The sequence below is a fragment of the Kiloniellales bacterium genome (assembly GCA_030064845.1).
Classification (GTDB): domain Bacteria; phylum Pseudomonadota; class Alphaproteobacteria; order Kiloniellales; family JAKSDN01; genus JASJEC01.
The window spans coordinates 60,278-78,447 of sequence record JASJEC010000014.1; the positions used below are offsets into that span (position 1 = coordinate 60,278).

18 protein-coding genes are annotated in these 18,170 nt (G+C 63.5%); 5 read left to right on the top strand and 13 right to left on the bottom strand.

The window, feature by feature from the left end; genetic code table 11:
* Positions 1–28 precede the first annotated feature (28 nt).
* From QNJ67_07785 to QNJ67_07795, 3 genes are read right to left on the bottom strand one after another with little or no spacing between them, the layout of a single operon-like run.
* A complete protein-coding gene (locus QNJ67_07785; protein ID MDJ0608864.1) occupies positions 29–1,690 on the bottom strand; it encodes a Dyp-type peroxidase in 1,662 nt (553 codons plus the stop codon).
* Between the two features lie 11 nt (positions 1,691–1,701).
* A complete protein-coding gene (locus QNJ67_07790; protein ID MDJ0608865.1) occupies positions 1,702–2,649 on the bottom strand; it encodes a hypothetical protein in 948 nt (315 codons plus the stop codon).
* 13 nt (positions 2,650–2,662) lie between these two features.
* The gene (locus QNJ67_07795; protein ID MDJ0608866.1) at positions 2,663–3,328 is read right to left on the bottom strand and encodes a hypothetical protein; all 666 of its coding nucleotides are present in this window, start codon (positions 3,326–3,328) and stop codon (positions 2,663–2,665) included.
* Positions 3,329–3,531: 203 nt separating this feature from the next.
* Here QNJ67_07795 and QNJ67_07800 point away from each other — a divergent pair, with 203 nt between their 5' ends.
* Positions 3,532–4,812 carry an SMP-30/gluconolactonase/LRE family protein gene (locus QNJ67_07800; protein ID MDJ0608867.1) on the top strand — a complete coding sequence of 427 codons (1,281 nt, stop codon included), beginning with the start codon at positions 3,532–3,534 and terminating at the stop codon, positions 4,810–4,812.
* Positions 4,813–4,830: 18 nt separating this feature from the next.
* Here QNJ67_07800 and QNJ67_07805 read toward each other — a convergent pair whose 3' ends face one another.
* The 3 genes from QNJ67_07805 to QNJ67_07815 form a co-directional block, all read right to left on the bottom strand.
* The gene (locus tag QNJ67_07805) at positions 4,831–5,850 is read right to left on the bottom strand and encodes an NAD-dependent epimerase/dehydratase family protein (GenBank protein MDJ0608868.1); all 1,020 of its coding nucleotides are present in this window, start codon (positions 5,848–5,850) and stop codon (positions 4,831–4,833) included.
* Positions 5,851–6,185: 335 nt separating this feature from the next.
* The gene (locus QNJ67_07810; GenBank protein ID MDJ0608869.1) at positions 6,186–6,578 is read right to left on the bottom strand and encodes a GFA family protein; all 393 of its coding nucleotides are present in this window, start codon (positions 6,576–6,578) and stop codon (positions 6,186–6,188) included.
* 18 nt (positions 6,579–6,596) lie between these two features.
* Positions 6,597–7,259, bottom strand: a complete 663-nt coding sequence (locus QNJ67_07815; GenBank protein MDJ0608870.1) for an NAD(P)H-dependent oxidoreductase — start codon at positions 7,257–7,259, stop codon at positions 6,597–6,599.
* 399 nt (positions 7,260–7,658) lie between these two features.
* Here QNJ67_07815 and QNJ67_07820 point away from each other — a divergent pair, with 399 nt between their 5' ends.
* A complete protein-coding gene (locus QNJ67_07820) occupies positions 7,659–8,825 on the top strand; it encodes an FAD-binding oxidoreductase (protein ID MDJ0608871.1) in 1,167 nt (388 codons plus the stop codon).
* 139 nt (positions 8,826–8,964) lie between these two features.
* Here the strand turns inward: QNJ67_07820 and QNJ67_07825 are convergent, their stop codons facing one another.
* From QNJ67_07825 to QNJ67_07845, 5 genes are all read right to left on the bottom strand, one after another.
* Positions 8,965–9,132 carry a metallothionein gene (locus QNJ67_07825; protein MDJ0608872.1) on the bottom strand — a complete coding sequence of 56 codons (168 nt, stop codon included), beginning with the start codon at positions 9,130–9,132 and terminating at the stop codon, positions 8,965–8,967.
* Positions 9,132–9,470: a metalloregulator ArsR/SmtB family transcription factor gene (locus QNJ67_07830; protein ID MDJ0608873.1), complete on the bottom strand. Its 339-nt coding sequence runs from the start codon at positions 9,468–9,470 to the stop codon at positions 9,132–9,134. The genes QNJ67_07825 and QNJ67_07830 overlap by 1 nt, the downstream gene beginning before the upstream one ends.
* A 317-nt stretch (positions 9,471–9,787) precedes the next feature.
* Positions 9,788–10,603 carry an OmpA family protein gene (locus QNJ67_07835; protein ID MDJ0608874.1) on the bottom strand — a complete coding sequence of 272 codons (816 nt, stop codon included), beginning with the start codon at positions 10,601–10,603 and terminating at the stop codon, positions 9,788–9,790.
* 406 nt (positions 10,604–11,009) lie between these two features.
* Positions 11,010–11,342 carry a hypothetical protein gene (locus QNJ67_07840; GenBank protein MDJ0608875.1) on the bottom strand — a complete coding sequence of 111 codons (333 nt, stop codon included), beginning with the start codon at positions 11,340–11,342 and terminating at the stop codon, positions 11,010–11,012.
* Positions 11,343–11,406: 64 nt separating this feature from the next.
* Entirely contained in the window at positions 11,407–12,438 is a 1,032-nt protein-coding gene (locus QNJ67_07845) for a 2-dehydropantoate 2-reductase (GenBank protein ID MDJ0608876.1), read from the bottom strand.
* 487 nt (positions 12,439–12,925) lie between these two features.
* Here QNJ67_07845 and QNJ67_07850 point away from each other — a divergent pair, with 487 nt between their 5' ends.
* Positions 12,926–14,266, top strand: coding sequence for an NAD(P)/FAD-dependent oxidoreductase (locus tag QNJ67_07850; protein ID MDJ0608877.1), 1,341 nt, complete (start codon positions 12,926–12,928; stop codon positions 14,264–14,266).
* Positions 14,267–14,344: 78 nt separating this feature from the next.
* Here the strand turns inward: QNJ67_07850 and QNJ67_07855 are convergent, their stop codons facing one another.
* Together QNJ67_07855 and QNJ67_07860 are read right to left on the bottom strand one after the other, a co-directional pair.
* The gene (locus QNJ67_07855) at positions 14,345–14,515 is read right to left on the bottom strand and encodes a hypothetical protein (protein MDJ0608878.1); all 171 of its coding nucleotides are present in this window, start codon (positions 14,513–14,515) and stop codon (positions 14,345–14,347) included.
* 24 nt (positions 14,516–14,539) lie between these two features.
* A complete protein-coding gene (locus tag QNJ67_07860) occupies positions 14,540–15,919 on the bottom strand; it encodes an ammonium transporter (protein MDJ0608879.1) in 1,380 nt (459 codons plus the stop codon).
* A gap of 183 nt (positions 15,920–16,102) precedes the next feature.
* On the opposite strand from QNJ67_07860, the gene QNJ67_07865 reads away from it, so the two are divergent.
* Together QNJ67_07865 and QNJ67_07870 are read left to right on the top strand one after the other, a co-directional pair.
* A complete protein-coding gene (locus tag QNJ67_07865) occupies positions 16,103–16,237 on the top strand; it encodes a hypothetical protein (GenBank protein MDJ0608880.1) in 135 nt (44 codons plus the stop codon).
* Positions 16,238–16,740: 503 nt separating this feature from the next.
* A complete protein-coding gene (locus QNJ67_07870; GenBank protein MDJ0608881.1) occupies positions 16,741–18,090 on the top strand; it encodes a hypothetical protein in 1,350 nt (449 codons plus the stop codon).
* Positions 18,091–18,170 lie beyond the last annotated feature (80 nt).

Sequence of the window (18,170 nt, forward strand, 5' to 3'; positions counted from 1 at the left end):
GGCGCCGGGTTGTGAAACCCGGTTTCGCTCAGGTCGGATCGACGATCCCGGTCGCGATCATGCGCAAGGCCGTGATGCTCGGGATGAAGTAGTACTCACCGCCCCGTGTGGTCACGAACTGCGGCAGCTGGTCGCACACGAAGGGCGGCTTTCCGCTTTTCGGATCCGAGGCGATGACGAACTTGGCGTTCTCCTCGTGCTTGCCGATCACCGGGCAGGTGTCGTTGCCGACGTTGAAATCCAGGCCGTAGTTGATCCACTGCTGCTGCACGAACTCGAACTGGCGGAACAGGCTGGCACAGACCGCCATGAAGATGATGCCGTGCTCGCCATCGTCGCTGCCGGTCTCCGGGTCGTAGGTCCCATAGGGCAGACCCCGGCGCAGGATCCGGCGGCGCTTGTTGAGCGACGAGCCGCTCAATTCGTCTTTGGCCGGTAGCGCGATTCTGGGATCGAGCATGTCGCGGGTGTTGGCGCGGCGGATGTGCGCCGAGACCGGGCAGCGCGTGCCTTCGAGGTCGTCGCCGTACTTGAAATCGATCAGAAGGCGTTGGTAATCGTTGAAGCGCCTTTGCTCGTCCTTGGAAAGCGTTTCTTTTTTGAGCCTCTTGAGCTTGATTGCCGGGATGTCGTCCCATTCCTCGTTGAATTTCTTCCATTCGGCGTAGGTCGGCGCCTGCATCAGCGGAACGCCGTCGGACCAGCGGCCGACCATCTTGGCGCGCAGCGTCTCCTTGGCCTCCTCGACCGGCACGTCCATGACCTTGGCGTAGACCTTGGCCTTCTCGTCGATGTAGTCGTGAAAGCTCCTCACGTTCTCGTGGAGCTTTCGATAGACCATGAAGGTGCCGTTGCGCGTGAACTCGATCGGCGGCGCAGAGGGTGGGATTTCTTGCGACTCGTCGACGTGGCCGAGCAGGAACTCGCCCGTGGCGATCGTTGCCCACTCCTGGTCCGGCGTCAGCTTGCCGCGGCCCACGACACGCTTTTCCTCCGTCGCCAGTGTGAACTGGCGATCGAAAACAGGATCGCCGATGCCGTCGTCGAATCCGAAATGCTCCTTCGACAAGGGTACGATCCCGTGCTCGGGATCCTTCGCGTAAAGCACCGAGGCTTCCTGGTACTTGGCGCCGTCCGGTCCGTGGCCCTCCAGCAGGCTGACGCCGTCCGACTCCTCGATCAGATCGCAGAGCCACTTCGTTTGCGCTTCGAGAGCCTCGAACGTATCGGCGGATCCGTTCGGCCGTCCGTTCATGGATATCCAGATGTGCGCCCCGCGCGTCGGGTCCGTCGGGTCTGCCCCCCAGACCTTGTCCCAGTTCTTTGGATCGCTGGGGCCCTCATCGCCCAGGATGAACGAGCGTTTCGCCATGCCGTCGATGTATTCGGCCGGCATGGCGCGCAGCGTGCGCGTCGGCAACTCGAGCGCGTAGAGCCCGTACCACGAGAAACCAATGTTCAAGGTCACGTGTGGCATCGGGTTGGAGGGGTTGCCGGCTCCCTCCGGGCTCTTTTCCCAACGCTCGGCCGTGGTTACCTTGTGGCGCACTTCTTCAACGAACTCGCGGCCTTCCTTGCCTTTGTTCCTGGCAATCTGCACGAAGAAGTAGCGGGCCTTGGGAAAGCCGAACTTTCCATAACCACGAATGACGTTGCCCTGTATGTCGGGGAGGTCCAGGTCTTCCTCCATGGCCGATTCTCCTAGATCTGCGAGCGAATGACGCCGGGATCCTGCGTCGGCGAGTCGAGGTCTTGCGGCTTGTGCTCCTTGAGGAACTTGCCGAAGTTCGCGTGCAGATCCTCGTCCGATGCGCCTTGATTCTTGATCGCGAAGTTCACGAAGTTCTGCTGCAGGTACAGCGCCTTAAGGATCGACCTGAGATCGGAATCGGGTGCGGTCGGCAGGCGCTTTCCGCCCTTCACCGTGACGAAGCCGTAGGCGAAGACCGCGGTCAGCGCGACCACGACGATTGCGGCGAGTATCCAGCCCCACAAGCCCCACTGCCCGAAGCCCAACCACAGCGCGGCGGCTCCGAAGGCCGCCAGAACCGCCAGCAAGATCTTCTTGAGGGGTGGGTTCTTCGCCGGCAAGCCTTCCGCCCAGTAGTCGTTGAACGGCATTGTCGTCTCGAGCTGGCACTTTCGGATGTAGGCGCAGAAATCTTTGGCGTCCTTGACGTCGTCCGTGAACCTCTCGCAGTGCTCGAAGATCGCACGCAGCTCCTTGCCCATGTCTTTCCAGAGTCCGGCCAGGTAGCCGTCCAGCGCGGAGTTATCGCCGGTCTCGGTATCGATATCGGCGGCAAAGAGGAGGTACGGCCGGTTCAAGCGATCGACCGGCCCCGGAATGATCGGGTTGCCGCCTTCGCTCAGCTTGGACAGAACCGCATCCGATGGAACCCGCCCGTTGAAGATCACGTCGTTGATCACGACGAAGCGCGCCAGGTGGGTTTGCTTGTTTCTCATGAACGGGCTCTCGGCGGCGACCTGGTGCCCGCCCTCGCGTTGATGCGCCGTCGGCAGGTTGCCCAGGATCTCGCGCAGCGTGTCCGGACGCGAGCGGTGCCGACCTTCGTCGTCGACGAAGGGGTCGTTCTTGATCGGTACGAGCACGGTCAGGAAGTAATGTCCGCCGTCGAAATTGGGCATGGCCCGGTCCCCCTTATGAAGCCGCTTGAAATCGCTTTTGCAGCGCCTCGATTCCTTTCCGGCGATTCATGTCGGCGTCTCTGGTGTCGTTGCTGGCGACCGGTGCGGGGCCGGGCGAGGCCAGGCAGTTCTGCACGTTGGTCAGAACCCGCCGGTATTCCTTGGCGAAGGCGCCGGCGTCCATCTTGGCGTGGCTGTCCTGCAACTCGCGGAGCCCTTTCAAGACGCGCAGCGCCGCCTTGATGTCGCGCTGAGCCGAGCCCGGTGTCGCGTTGTAGTAATAGTCCGTATGGATCTGGTTGTGGGTGATGTAGGACTTGAACGCGGTGATCGGGATCGATTGGGGGTACTTGAAGACCTTGTACCAGAAGAGGTCCAGGCCGGACGGGATACCGTCCGAGAAGGCATCGATGTACTGGTCCCAGGTTCCGTTGAAGTTGCTGCAGAAGAGCATGTAGTCGTACTGCAGATCCTGCTCGCCCTGGCCCAGGTCGGGCCACTGGTCACGCCTGATGATGACCCAGCGCGCGAAGTGGATGATCGACAGGCCGAGCAGGCCTGAAAGCGTCTCCGGCATACACCGCGCGTACCTGAAAATCAGCGCCTTGAGCCAGGTAAGCCCCGGCTTGTGCGGCGTCACCACGTTCATGGCATACGCCTTGCCAGCTATGTTCGACATGCCGCCCTCCCCAAGCCGACAAACTCGAGAGAAATGAGTTTTGGTTTAATCTGTTCCCGTTGAATCGATTTGTTGTTTCCGTACACTATCACAGATCGAAGCGCGGGGAACACTTCGAGTTGATCTGGCAAAGTCACCCGACGCCCGAGGAGCGCTCGTCGGTGAATCGCTGGTGATGGTGGCGACTGGAAAGGCGAAAGAAGGTGAAAAAGCTGGTGTTGGGCGCGGTGGTAGTGGCGGCCCTCGCCATCTGGTGGATAGCCGCCGCGCCGCGTGGCGAGATCGGGTGTTGCGTCGCGGATTCCATCGTCATCGATTCCGCGACCTCTGAAGCCACCGCGGCGGTCGACCGCTCTGCCGATTTTGCGGCATCGCTTGAGTCGTTTCCCTCGGAACTTCCCGCTTACGACGATGCGATCTTCCCGGGCGGCGGGACGACCGCGCTGGTGACCGGTCACGACGGCCGCATCTGGCGCGTCGATGTCGCGGCTGCCATCGCGGAACCGGTCGCCGACGTGCCGTTGATGGCCTGGGGAATTCACGAAGTGCCGGGCAGCCTGAACCGAGTGTACTTCTGTGCCGCCGGTTCCTACGAAAAACGCATGGAAGGCGAGACGGCTGGCCTCTATCAGCTTGATCTCGATACCGGGAACGTAGAAGCGCTCGCGATTCGCGTACCCGACACGGCGCTCCAACTGGACCGGCAGATCGTCTATGCCGACTCCGACGCCTCTGCCCCCACCCTAGAGGCTGACGGCAGCGGCGCGCCAAGCCGCGAACTGGCGGTCTGCGACAATCTCGAGGTCACCGCCGACGGCCAGCGTATCTATTTCTCCGAGCCTTTTGCCTATAACGACGCCTCCGTCGACGACGCCATCGACGAAGCCATCGCGCTTGCGCCCAACGGGCGCCTGTTCCGCTACGATCTGGGGGACGGATCGACCCGCTTGATTGCGGAGGGTTACCACTTCATCAACGCCGTGCTGGTGGACCAGCATCCTGGCCAACCGCGCGAAGAGTCGGTCATCGTTACCCAGACTTCTCTGTTCCAGGTCACCCGGTTCTTCTTGAACGGGCCGCGGGCCGGCAGTTCCGAGGTCGTCATCGACGGTCTCCCCGGAACGCCTGACGGCATGGACCGGGATCAGGAGGGCCGATTGTGGCTGGCGATGTTCATCGACCGCGGGGACCTGCTGACCTGGGTGCACGAGAACGCCTGGTTGAAGCCGTTACTGATGCGTCTTCCGACAAGCCTGTTGCTGTCCACACAGTCGCAGCAAACGGGGGTGGTCGTGTTGTCGCCCGATGGCTCGGTACCGCTGTACTCAGCCTTCCACGACGGTCCGGAGCTCTTGTCAATTGCGTCGGCCGTGCCGGCGTCGGATGGCATCTACCTCGCGCACGTTTCCCTGGATGGCTCTGAACGAGACCAGATGGGGGTTCAGCGTCTACCTTGGCCGCCCGAGCTCACCGGATCACGCTGATTTTGGATCACCCGTGTCTCAGGTGTCGGCGGCCGGGTGTTCGCTCATCCAGTCTAGTGTGTCCTTGAGCGTTTCGCTCAACGGGCGGGGCTGCCAATCGAACGCTTCCCGTGCACCGCTTGTGTCGTACCAGGCGTGGCGGCCGAAAAGTTCCAAGATCGCGGGTGAGACTGCCGGAGGCTTGCCGCGCAGGCGGGCCCGCAAGTTCAGTACCGCCAGGATTGGCCGCATGACCCACAAGGGAACCGGTAGAAACCAGCCGGGCGGCTCGGCGCCGATTGCCGCTGCCACCGCGCGTGAAAGCTCCTTGGCATTCAGGTTGGTTCCGCTCAGCAGGTAGCGCGTACCTGGAACACCCCGATCCGCCGCGCCAAGCACACCGGCGGCATAGTCGCGCACATCGAGAATTCCGAACCCGATCGGCGGATTGAGGCGAAACCACTTGCTCTTCATGCGAACCGCCAGACCGTTGGCGGGCGCGCCGACGTAGTCGTCTGGCCCCATGGTAAAGGATGGATTGACGGCGACGATTTCCATCTCATCGGAATTCCTCGCCAGGGCCGCCTGCTCCGCTTCGCGACGCGAGAGGGCGTAAGGCAGACGGAAGGCGTGTTGCTTCCAATCGGCCGACTCGTCGATTTCCGCCGGCTCGCGGTTCAATCCGACGGCGAGAGAGCTGCTGCTGACGACCACGCGTTTCACACCAGCGCGCGCGGCGGCATCGAGCAGATTTCGCGTCGCCACGACGTTGCCTTCGTGCAAGCTGCGCTCGATCTCGTCGCCGGCGCCCAGCCCGATGGCGAAATGAAGATGCAGAACGACGTCGATACCGTCGCAAGCGGCCTGCAGCGACGCAGGGTCGGCAAAGTCGCCTTCGCAAGACTCGGTCTGCAGCTTGGAAAGACTCTGGACCCTCGGAGACGACGCGTCGGCGTCGCGAGGCAACAGGACTCTTGGGCGATTACCCTGCTCGTTGAGGCGCTTTATGACGTGGTATCCGAGGAATCCGGTCGGTCCAGTAATGAGGAAATTGGTCATCGAAATGTCTCCTTCGAAGCCTGGAATCGACGCAGTACATTCGGAGTTCTTTAGGGCTGGGCGATCTTCGAACTCTCAGTCAGCGCGGAAGCCATCTTCCGACAAAGAGAAAAATTCATGCGATCGCTCCAAGTTCAACGAGCGCCGCCCCACCCTACACCAAGCCGGCTCCCCTGTACTATTGGGAGGTGTCGGGCCCTCGAATGAGTCTTCGCGAGGTTTAGGCATCTCCCTGCCATGCTTGGTGGGGTCTCTGCTTTCATCCCGGCTTGAAGACCGACAGGGGTCGCAGTCGGGCTTCGCCCGTCTCGCCCCGTGGCTTCCTTTCCTGCGAGCTAGGCCTCGTCGCGGCCCGTGGCGTCGCGATCGCGGTCGTACCGTCGTTCTAGCGGAAAGGGCGGCAACCAGGACTCGCGCCGGACGCTCCAGCATTCGTAGGACGGCTGCAGCTGGTCGGGGGCATCCAGGGACCCCAGGTGCACTTCGATCTCGTCCGCGCTGCGGGCGAAGACCGGCGAGCCGCAGCGCGGACAGAAGAACCGCCCGGCGTAGTCGCGCGTCTCTCCTTCGATCGTCACCGCATCCTCCGCGAACACGGCGGCGGCATAGAAGAGGGCGCCGTGATGTTTGCGACAGTCCAGGCAATGGCAGATGCCGACCCGATAGGGGCGCCCCGACGCCACGAAACGGACCTTGCCGCAGAGGCAACCGCCGGTGAATCGATCCATGCTGCGTCTCCGTTGAAATCAGGACGGCGCGTTGCGCTGAGAGGGGTCTCGCGTGAAGGCCTGCGGCCGGATGTCCGCGTCCCCCGCCTCGCGCTGGCTTCTCGCCGCCGCCGCCCACCACCTGAGCTGCAAGGCGGATCGGTCGAAGTAGGACGTCCAGGCGGCAGCGTCGACGCCGGCGAGGAAGTCCCCCTTCTCATCGAGGAGCTCGCGCGCCTTGGGGACGTGGATCATGGCCGAGACGGGCAGGCAGCCGAGCTCCGACAGAAAGGTGCGCATGTGGACCGCCGCCCGGGCCCCGCCCCATTGTCCCGCCGAATAGGTCGCGATCACGCTCGGCTTGTAGGAAAAGAGCGAGCTTCCAAAGTGGTTCAGCAGATGCGCGAGCGCCGGGCTCATGGAGTGGTTGTATTCCGGGCTGACCATCACGTAGCCGTCGGCCGCTTCGATCGCCTGGGCGAGCGCGTCCAGGGGGGCGGGCGCCTTCCCCCGGGCGAAGGCGAAGTGCGGCTTGAACACGCCGCCGAGCTTGAAATCCAGCGGATCGATCAGCGTCGCCTCGTCCCCGCCCTCGTTCAGATGGGAAACAAGAGCCTTCGCCACCCTCAGCCCGAGGCGCGCCGGCTGGGGCGGCGTGCTGTCCCGCACGGACCCCAGGAAGACTAGGAAACCAAGAGACAATCGAACCATCCGCTCTGCGTGAGTGCTTCCGCGGCGCGCACTCTAGAGCGGATCATGTCTTGACGGAAACGCTTTGCGGTCGCGGCAAAACATGTGAATCCGCTCGGCATCGAATTGGTGGAGCAGATTCACCGGGTTCGATGGATCGCCTCTGGCGATTCAGTCAAACCCGGATCTGCTCTAGGCGCATCCGTTCAGGCGATCAATTTGCGGCGGTTTCCGGGTTGCTCAGTTCCGGCTGCACAGCGGGTCGAAACCCGAGCCTCGGCGCGCTCTCGGCGGCTCTCTTGCGCCGAAGCCGTGCCGGCGCAATGCTCAGGCGATGTGCCGCTGCTCTGCCGTCCCGGGATCGGCGGGCAGTCCTGATGGGCGCAGAATGCGCAGTCTTGCGAGGATCTCGTGAAGCGAGCGGATATAGTCGTTATCGGCGGTGGGATCGTCGGCTCGGCGATCGCCTACTTCCTGGCGCGCAGCGGCCGCGCCGGCAAGATCGCCGTCGTCGAGCCCGACCCGAGCTACGCGTTCGCCGCCACGCCGGCCGCGAACGGCGGGATCAGGCAGCTCTTCAGCCTGCCCGAGAACATCGAGATGGCCCGCTTCGGGCTCGACTTCTTCGCGGACTTCCACCGCGAGATGGCGGTCGACGGCCAGCCCGCCGACATCGGCTTCAGGCGGCGGGGCTACCTCTTCCTCTCGGACGACGGCGATCACGCCACGATGGAGGCGAACCACCGCCTGCAAGCGGCGATGGGCGCTCGGGTCGATCTGCTGGACCGCGCGGCCCTCAAGGCGCGCCTTCCGTCGCTCAATGTCGAGGACGTCGCGCTCGCGGTGCACTCCCCCGACGACGCCTGGATCAATCCCCACGCCGCGCTCATGGGATTCCGCGACAAGGCGCGCGCGCTGGGTGTCGCCTACGTCCAGGACCGGGTCGTCGACTGGCGCAAGGACGGCGGCCTCGCCCGCGACGTGGCGCTGGCGTCAGGGAGCGCCCTGGCAGCGGAGACTTTCGTCCTGGCGGCGGGCGCCTGGTCCGCCGAGATCGGCCGCATGATCGGGCTCGAGCTGCCGGTCGAGCCGATGTGCCGCGAGAGCCATTTCTTTGTGACCAGGTCGGAGATCGAGCCGCTGCCCTTCCTCAAGGCCGAGACCCACCTGGCCTTCGGTCCGGAGGGGCAGGGCTACGCCGGCGGGCTGCCCGACTGGGACCAGCCGCCGGGGTTCCACCTCGAGCCCCAGCCGACCCGCTTCGAGGAGCTGGTCTGGCCGAAGCTCGCGCACCGCGTGCCGGCGCTGGACAGCCTCAAGCTGCAACGGAGCTGGGTCGGCCACTATGCGCGCAACAGCTTCGACCTCAACGTGATCCTGGGGCCGTGGCAGGGCGCGGCGGAGAACGTCTTCATGGCCTGTGGCTATTCCGGCCACGGCATCATGCACGCCCCGGCGAGCGGCCGCGCGATCGCCGAGCTGATCCTCGAAGGCGGCTACCGCTCGCTCGATCTCGGCGCCTTCGGCTATGGCCGCATCGCCCAGGGCCGGCCCTATCGCGAGCGTGGGATCGTCTGACCGCTGGTATCCTCGGCCGGTTCGAGAATCCGGAAAGCTCTGCGGGCGGTTGACCGTCCGCTTTCGCTTTCCCGCTCTCCTGCGGCGTCAGGCGGCGGAGCCCGCCCTTTTCAGTCGTGGCTCCGCCAGCCCCTCTAAGCTAGCCGTGGCAAGCGCAGCCGGCGTGGTCGCAGCCGGCGCCAGCCGGATGCCCCTCGGCGCAGGCCTTGCTGCAATAGTTGCGCTCGCCCTTCTTGACGGCGTCTTTCACGTCGACAATGCAAACACAGTCGGCGCAGGCACACTTTTGTTGGGTAACGCTGACCATCAGTCCTCTCCTTCCTGTGGTTCATCGGGACCGCCATGTTCGTGGATGAACAGGTGGTCGATCATGATTCTCAGAACGTCCCGCACGCAGTCATCGGCCATCGAATAGAACACCTGCTTGCCCCGTCGCTCGGCCCGCAGCATGCGCGCGGCGCGCAACAGCCGAAGGTGGTGGCTCACCAGCGAGGCGGAGACGCCGAGCTCGTCGGCGATGTCGCCGGCGGCAATCTCGCGCTCCATGCAGACCACCACGATCGACAGGCGGGTAGGGTCCGCCAGCAGTCCGAAGGTCTCGGCAAGCTGGGCCGTCTGGTCCGAGTGCAGTTCAACGCTCTCCATAAATGAACAATTAAATGATTGTTCAAGTATAAACAACAAGATTTCTTGATCGGGCGCGTCACGCCATCGCCAGGAGCGGATCGTTCTGACGGAAACGCTTCGCGGTTCCGACCGAATATGCAAAACCGATCTACATCAGAAGTTTAGAGCAGATTGACCGGGTTGATAGTCGCCCTGGCGACTCCATCGAACCCGGATCTGCTCTGGGCGAGGCGCCGGAATCGTCCAGCTGGCTCACCGCCAGAAGCCGGCCCCGGAGCGTAGGCTCAAAAAAAGTTTCGGCCGGGAGCGCCTCGGCGTCCCCGGCCGTTCCAGACTTACTCCGGCTGAACGTAGATCACCGCGCGGCGATTCTGCGGCTCGTACACCTGATCCCCCGTCTGAATCGCCAGGTCCTTTTTCCCGAACCCCTCGGTCGCGACCCTGGCGGCGGGATAGCCGTGCCCGGTCAGGATCTTGGCCACCGCGTCGGCGCGCAATTCCGACAGGGTCTGGTTGTGTTCCACGCTGCCGAGCGTGTCGGTGTGGCCGGCGACGGTGATCTTGGTCCCGTCGAGCCTTCTTGCGGCCTCTTCCGCCTCGAAGATGACCTGCTTGGCCTGCTCGTCGACTTCGGTGCTGTCGAGGTCGAAATAGATCACGTAGCGCAGCGGCGAGACCTTGGGTGCCGGCTTCGGAGCCTCGGCCACGGGCTTCTGCTCGAGCGCCGCCATGGCCGTGTAGAAGCCGTCGCGGCAGGCCGCGATGTCTTCAGGCTGGAAATTTTCCGCGACCCGCTGCTCTTGCAGCCAGCAGTCGAAGTTGACCTGCGCTGCGGCCGCTTCGCTCGGCATCTTCTGGGCCGCGCCCTCGCCGAGCGCGGCGATCAGGCGGCTGCGCGCCGAGCCCAGCTCGGACGCCTTGTCCTGCGGCATGGGCCATCTCTCGAGCGACGCCGGCCCGGCATCCTTGCCCTCGGCGGCGGCGACCGCCCTCAAGGCGAAAACGTCGGAGCTTTTGTAATCGCCTTCGCCGTACTCGCTCTTCGAGAGGCCGAGATAGCCCTCGTAGAGGCTCGCGTCGTGCGCCCCGCTCGGCGGGCTGACCTTCTCAGCTTTCCCGAGTTGCGTGCCTTCGCAAGCAGACAGAGCCACGGCCGCCAAACCCGCGGCAAGCAGTTTCCCTAAGCCATTCATCGCGCTTACTCCCCGTTTCCTTCCGATCATCGGAAATCTTTCTCGCGCCCCTAGCGTTGCGCGTTGCGGGCGCAACCATAGCTTAGCGGGATTCACCGAGGGGCTTGAAGAGACAAATGACCCAGTTTCCGTCCTTTTGGAGGAAAATGACGTAGATATTGTCCGAAATCGGTCAATGGGCAGCCATGCTACTCGGCGACCCGCCGGTGCCACGGGCCGGGACGGCTCGGCGCCTTCCTGAACAAAAGAGGCTCTGACCGGCGAGGCTGGTCAGGGGACCTTCAGTAGATCAGGGGCGGGGATTTTCCGAGAAAGGCGATCTGCGTCGCCACGATATCCTCTCGGACCGCGCCCCACCGGGTGCTCAGTTCGAGGTCAGTCCCGGGATGGGATCGTTCTGATCGTAGAGCTGGCAGGTCGTGCCGCTCTCCTTCTCGCAACGATAGATCGTCAGGCTGCGGGCGTTGCTGGTGCGGCAGGCCGCGGCGCAATAAGAGTAGACGCACATCTTGCCGCCCTCGGCGACGCCGAAGAAGACAGGGAAATAGGTGCGCTGGAACTTCTCGTGGGCGGCCGCGCAGTCGGTGCTCTTGCCGAAGGTCATGGTGTCGCTGCGGCCGCTGTTCGACGCCAGGGCGCCCGCGGTCGAGATTCCCAGCAGCACCACCGCCGCCAGAGCCGTCCTCAGTATCGTCATCGTCTCTCTCTCCGTGCTCAAGGTTCGGGCGCGCCCCTCTCGCAGGGGCGCAGAGGCGCCGCCCTCAGTCCACCGCCACTTCCGCGACCTCGTCCGCGGCTTCCAGCTCGGGGAAGGTCGGGTAGAGACCCTGGGTGCGGCCGAGCTGCTGGACCAGGGCGAGGGTGGCGTCGATGTGCGGCGTCTCCACGTCCACCATGCGGCCCATCTCCTGAACCACGGTCAGCAGGGCGTCGATCTCCAAGGGCTTGCCGCTTTCCAGGTCCTGCAGCATCGACGTGCGGTGGGCGCCGACCTTGGCCGCGCCGTTGATCCGCCGCTCGACGTCGACCCGGAAGTGGACGCCCAGGCGCACGGCGATCCGCTGCGCCTCCAGCATCATCTCGCGCGCCAGGGTGCGGGTGCCCGGGTCGGTCGCGACCACGTCGAGGGTCGCGCGGGTCAGCGCGCTGATCGGGTTGAAGCAGAGGTTGCCCCAGAGCTTGAGCCAGATCTCGTTGCGCACATGGGGCAGGATCGGCGCCTTGAGGCCGCCCGCCTCCATGGCGGCGGCAAGGCGCTGGCAGCGCTCCGACGTGCTGCCGTCGGGCTCTCCCAGGGCGAACTTGTTGCCGTAGGTGTGCTTGATCACGCCCGGCTCGGTGATTTCGGTCGCCGGGTAAACCACGCAGCCGATCGCCCGTTCGGGGCCGATCGCGTTCCACTGGCGGTCGTCCGGGTCGATGCTGGATAGGCGCAGGTCGCTGTACTGCCCCTCCAGGCCGTGGAAGTACCACCAGGGGACACCGTTCTGGCAGGTCACCACGGCGGTGTCCGGCCCGAGCAGCGGCGCCATCTGGTCGGCCACCTCCCAGGCCTGGTGGGATTTCAGGGCGACGATGACGAAGTCCTGCGGGCCCAGGTCGGCCGGATTGTCGGTGGCGTTCATCCGCGCCACCCGCTCCTCGCCGCCGATCAGCAGCTTCAGGCCGTTCTCGCGGATCGCCGCGAGGTGCCGGCCGCGGGCAATCGCGGAGACCTCGACGTCCGGCGCTCGGGTCATCTCGGCCCCCAGGTAGCCCCCGATCGCGCCCGCGCCGAAAATACAGACCTTCATCGTCTCATGCCCCAGCCCCGCTTAGCCGCCATCCGTCCCGACGGATAGAGCGGTTACACGTTTTCGACCGGCCGGGCAAGGCGTCGCTGGGCTCGCGGCGGGTCTCGTGGCGCGCGGAAGGGTCCCGCGCCGGCGCCCGGCGCGCTCGCCGGGCCGCACGGCCATGGCCGCTCTTGTTTCCCCCAGGGAGGTCAGCTAAGACTCTCATAAGAAAAAGACTTCTCTAAACCGCGCCGATACCGGGCGGGGCAGGGGACAGGGAGAGAGCGTGAACCGAACCTGGATCGCGCCGATCCGCGGTCGCGCGGAGCGCGTTCACCTTCCGGACGAAGATCGCCGGTCGCCGGCCGCCGGTCCTGCGGGGACGGCGCCGGGAATCCCTGTTGCTCTCGGCCACCCGGGCGGCGCCTCCGAAACCGTGGCGCCGGGCGGCCGGCGCACCGCTACGGCGCATGTCCACATCCATCCTTGAGAAGGGGGCTCCAGAATGAGCAAACGCGTTGCAGTACTCGGTGCCGGCCCGTCCGGGCTCGCGGTCCTGCGGGCCTTTCAGTCGGCGGTGAGCAAGGGGGCGGAAGTTCCCGAGATCGTCTGCTACGAGCAGCAGTCCGACTGGGGCGGCCTCTGGAACTACAGCTGGCGCACCGGCACCGACGAGTCGGGCTTTCCCAACCACTGCTCGATGTATCGCTACCTCTGGTCCAACGGCCCGAAGGAGGGGCTCGAGTTCGCCGACTACAGCTTCGAGGAGCATTTCGGCAAGCAGATCGCCTCCTACCCGCCGCGCGAAGTCCTGTTCGACTACATCCAGGGGCGGGTCAAGAAGGCCGGCGTGCGCGACATGATCCGCTTCAACAACCACGTCCGGGACGTGCGCTACGACGAGGCCAGCGGCACCTTCTCGGTGACCGCGCGCGACACCGCGGCGGACAGGGAGACCACCGAGACCTACGACAACGTGGTGGTCTGCACCGGCCACTTCTCGACGCCCAACGTGCCCTATTACGAGGGCTTCGAGAGCTTCAACGGCCGGATCCTCCACGCCCACGACTTCCGCGACGCGCGGGAGTTCAAGGACCAGGACATCCTGATCCTCGGCACCAGCTATTCGGCCGAGGACATCGGCTCCCAGTGCTGGAAGTACGGCTGCAAGTCGGTCACGGTCGCGCACCGCACCGCCCCCATGGGCTACAACTGGCCGGACAACTGGAAAGAGGTGCCCGCCCTGGTAAAGGTCCAGGGCAAGACCGCGCACTTCAAGAACGGCAGCACGGCCGAGGTCGATGCGATCATTCTCTGCACCGGCTACAAGCACCACTTCCCCTTCCTGCCGGACGACCTGCGGCTGAAGACCGCAAACCGCCTGGCCACCGCGGACCTCTACAAGGGGGTGGTCTGGAATCACAACCCGAAGCTCTTCTACATCGGCATGCAGGACCAGTGGTTCACCTTCAACATGTTCGACGCCCAGGCCTGGTATGCCCGGGACGTGATCCTCGGCCGGATTCAGCTGCCCTCGAAGGCGGAGATGGAGAAGGACGTGGAGGAGCGCGTAGCGGCCGAAGACGCGCTGGAGGACGACTACGGCTGCATCGATTACCAGGGCGCCTACACCGGCGAGCTGATCGCCGAAACCGATTACCCGAGCTTCGACATCGAGGGCGCTTGCGACGCCTTCAAGCAGTGGAAGAAGCACAAGAAGCAGGGGATCATGTCCTTCCGCGACAACTGCTACAAGTCGGTCATGACCGGCTCCATGGCGCCGGTGCACCACACCCCCTGGGTCGAGGCCCTGGACGACTCCATGGAGGTCTACCTCCAGAACTGATCGCCGGCCCGCAAATGCCAGCAAGAAAAAGGGCCGCCTCTCGGGGCGGCCCTTTTCAGTCGATGCTTCGCGTCCGGATTACTTTTCACCGGCCTTCTTGTAGGCGTCGAGCTCGTGCCGGCTGCCGACGACGACGGCCAAGACGCAGAGCCCGGCGGCCACGAGGGTCCAGATGACCTCCCAGCCCGTGTTCGCACCCATGTAGATCGGACCTGTCGCTTCGGCCCAGTCAGAAAAAGCAGAACCCATGGTTCGTCTCCTTTGTCGTCCGGCTCACTCCGCCGGCTTCATGGAGGGTGAGATGCCTTCCGGATAGGCGATGTTCGGCACCTTGGTCATATCCAGGCCGTTGATCTCCGCCGCCTCGCTGACGCGCAGCAGGCCGCAGACCTTGAGCAGCAGCGAGACCAGGTAGCCGGGCACGAAGCCGAGCAGGAAGAACACCACGGCGCCGACCACCTGTCCGAGGAGCGAGATCGTCGGGGCGCCTTCGCCCTGCAGGGCCGGATATCCGTGCGCCCAGACGCCCAGCATGATCAGGCCGAAGAGGCCGACCGTGCCGTGCACCGTCACGGCGCCGACCGCATCGTCGATGCCGCGCTTCTCCAGGAAGCGGAAGCAGGGCTTCAGCATGGCGCCGCCGGCGAAGCCCATGGCGAAGGTGAGCGGCGGATAGTAGATGTCGAGACCCGAAGCCGTGGCGATGATCCCGGCCAGCGCGCCGGACATCATCCAGAAGGGGTCGCGGGTCACCGCCCAGGCGCCGATGATGCCGCCGGCGAAGCCCATCAGGATGTTGAAGGCGAGCGACGACAGCGTGGTCGGCGTGCCGTAGATCGTGGCGAACTTGTCGCCGAACCATGACCAGGCCTCGCCCGGCACGATCAGGCAGGCCATGAGGAAGCCCCAGAAACCGACGATGATCAGCATCAGGCCGGTCAGCGTGAAGGGCAGGTTGTGGCCCGAGATGTCGTTCGGCGAACCGTCCGGATTGTACTTGCCGATGCGGGGGCCGAGGTTGATCAGGACGCCGAGCGCGAAGAAGCCCGCGACCGCGTGGACCAGACCCGCCGCGCCGAAGTCGTGCAGGCCGAACTCGGTGACCAGCCAGCCGTCGGCGTGCCAGCCCCAGGCGGCGGCGACGACCCAGGCAACGGAGCCGAGCACGACCGCCAGAATGATGAAGCCGGCGACCTGAATCCGCTCGATCACCGAACCTGAGAAGATCGAAGCCGTGGTCGCGGCGAAGAGCGCAAAGGCACCGACGAACACACCGCTGGCGTTGTCGGCGATGTTCGGCCCCATGGACTCGACCCAAGGCCAGGCGATCTCCGCGGCATAGGCATAACCGCTGATCTCGTTCGGTCCGGCGCTTCCCGTGATGCCGGTGGGATAGGCCCAGTAGATGAACCATCCGAAGAAATAGAAGGTCGGCACGACGAACGCGAAGGCGAGGATGTTCTTGATCCCGGAAGCAAGCACGTTCTTCTGCCGCGTGGCGCCCATTTCGTAGGCCAGGAAGCCCGCGTGAATCACGACCATCAGAGCGATGGTGATGTAGTAGTACATCTCCGTGAAGATGGTGTTGGTCGTATTGGCCTTGGCCTCGAGCGCGGCGACCTGCGCTGCGAGGTTGGCTAACTGCTCTTCCATCTAGTCTCCCCCATATGAAGGCCCTAGTTCGGCCTATTTGCGCCCGCGGCGTTTGCCCCCGGAAACATCCGCTCAAGCGGCCGATAGTGTGATGGGGCCAAATTCAAATTTCTACCAAAATCTCAATTCATCCCTGGGTAGTAGCGGCGGCCGCAGCTGCGCGAGCGGGAGCTGAAAGCAGGCATGGCCTTCCACGCCCATTCCTGGTTCACCGACACGGACTGCGCCGACTACTTCATCTCCAACACGGTTCTCTTGACCGAAAACGGCTGTGAGGTCCTGACCAAGCGGACACCGGAAACCCTGATCGTCCGATGAGCCCGCGCCGTCGGCCTGTGATCGGCCTTGTTGCTCTCTCACCCCAACCCGCTCCCCTGAGGGGAGGTGGTATCGTGATGCCCGATCAGGTCGACACTTCTCGGCAGCCCACGCCCGCAGCCGTTAGGCACCAAGACAGGTTCGCGAAACTTGATGCCCGAACCAGCCCGAGGAGCAGAAGTGAGAAGGGTTGGTCCAGAACGGCGAAGAATGACCCGAAGCGGACATATGGCCGACGACATTACCCGATGGCATCAGCCGGAATTCAGTTGGTATGTCGCTAGAGAAGGACTCTTGACCCAGATCATTGAGCCAGTCCGCGAGACATCCTATCGCAGTTGCGACTTTGTTACTGGCTCGGTGAAGTTCTGTTGGCAAGGCGTCGTAAGCGAAGCTCCGACATCTCCTGGTGGGCGCGCTCACTCTCTAGAACACTAGGACATAGGAGCTACCTGCCGGTGACACCAAGTAAGCTTCGTTTCCGGTGGATTGTCAGTTCGATAGTGTTCGGTACGATCTTGCTCACTGGGGGATGCGCTGCCGAAGTCACAGTGCCTTCTTCAGTGTCGGAAGATGTGCGGTCGATACAAGCTCAACTCACGCGGGCTGAAGTCCGAGAAATTCTCGGCAAACCATATTTTCAGAACGAACAGCTTCGCGTCGAAGCTTACCGCATGACTGGAATTGACGTCGATGTTCTCTTGGTTTTCTTCGTACTACCAATTCCGTTTCCCGGCCAATGGCATGAGCACCATATCTTCATCGCCTACGATCAGGCGTGGAAGGTGTTCAAATCGGCGATCGGGATGGACTACCTACGGGCAGGTGGCCTGACGCTCGCTACCACCTCTGTCGGCGATCGCCCGGAAGTTCTCCTCGCCACGATGGAGATGAGCCGGCAGGCATGGTCAACTCCACCCAAGGAGGGAAAGTGCGCACTCATTCTTTTGTCACGGCTGCCCGTCATGGAGCGCGTACTAGTCGATGGTGTTCAGTTGATCGATCTTGGTCCGGGCTCTCACTATTTGTCGAGCACGTTCTCAAGGCATGAGATTGACGCGGGGGAGCACACCATTGTTGTTCAGCAAAGCTTGACGGAGAAGTATCATCAGAAATTCTCATGCAAGCCTGGAACGCAAAGCTTTGTAAGGCTTGGACCCCAAAACATCGAACAGAACCGAGAAGGGAAGATTGTCATCACGACAAAACTTCCTTACAGGGATGGGGTGTTGCAGATCCTAGCGCACGACGATGACTGGTTTGGCTTTGCCGAGAGCTATTACGCAGGTGCAGCAGATCGTCGAGGGATCGAGCCGTGGCAGAAAACTGCCGACCAACGTCAAGCAGGGCTGAAGACACGTTCCGAAGGCAGCGGCGCAGATCGTCAAGGGATTACGGCGAATCAGAAAACTGCCGACCAACGTCAAGCAGAGTTGCATACACGTGCCGAAAGCGGCGGCGCGGAGGATCAGTATCGCCTTGGTCGTTACTTCTACGAGAAGACTTTTGTACTCCAGGGCACTGCCCGCGATGATGCCGTCAGCAGAGCATGGTATTGGACTTGCCTAGCTGCAAACAACGGGCTTTCCGTAGCCCAAAGCCTGCTCGGATTTTGGCACTCTCAGGAAGTGTCTGAACGGCGCATTGCGCCTGGTCCAATGGATTTTCGGCAGGCTTACCTTTGGTACTCGCTTGCCGCCACCAAGGGCCGCCCGGATGCCAAGGCGGGCCAAGCTAAACTAACCGAAATCATGTCTTCATCTAGCATCTCTGAAGCAAAACGCCTCGTCTCCGACTGGCAACCCGATGCTGCATCTTGTGGAGTCAAACCATCTGCTGGAAAGGGTGCATAGCCTGTCGGCCTATGTCGCCTTCTGGCTACTTTGCGAAGTTCGACCAGAGTTTAGTTTAGGTCCGCATACTACCTCAACGC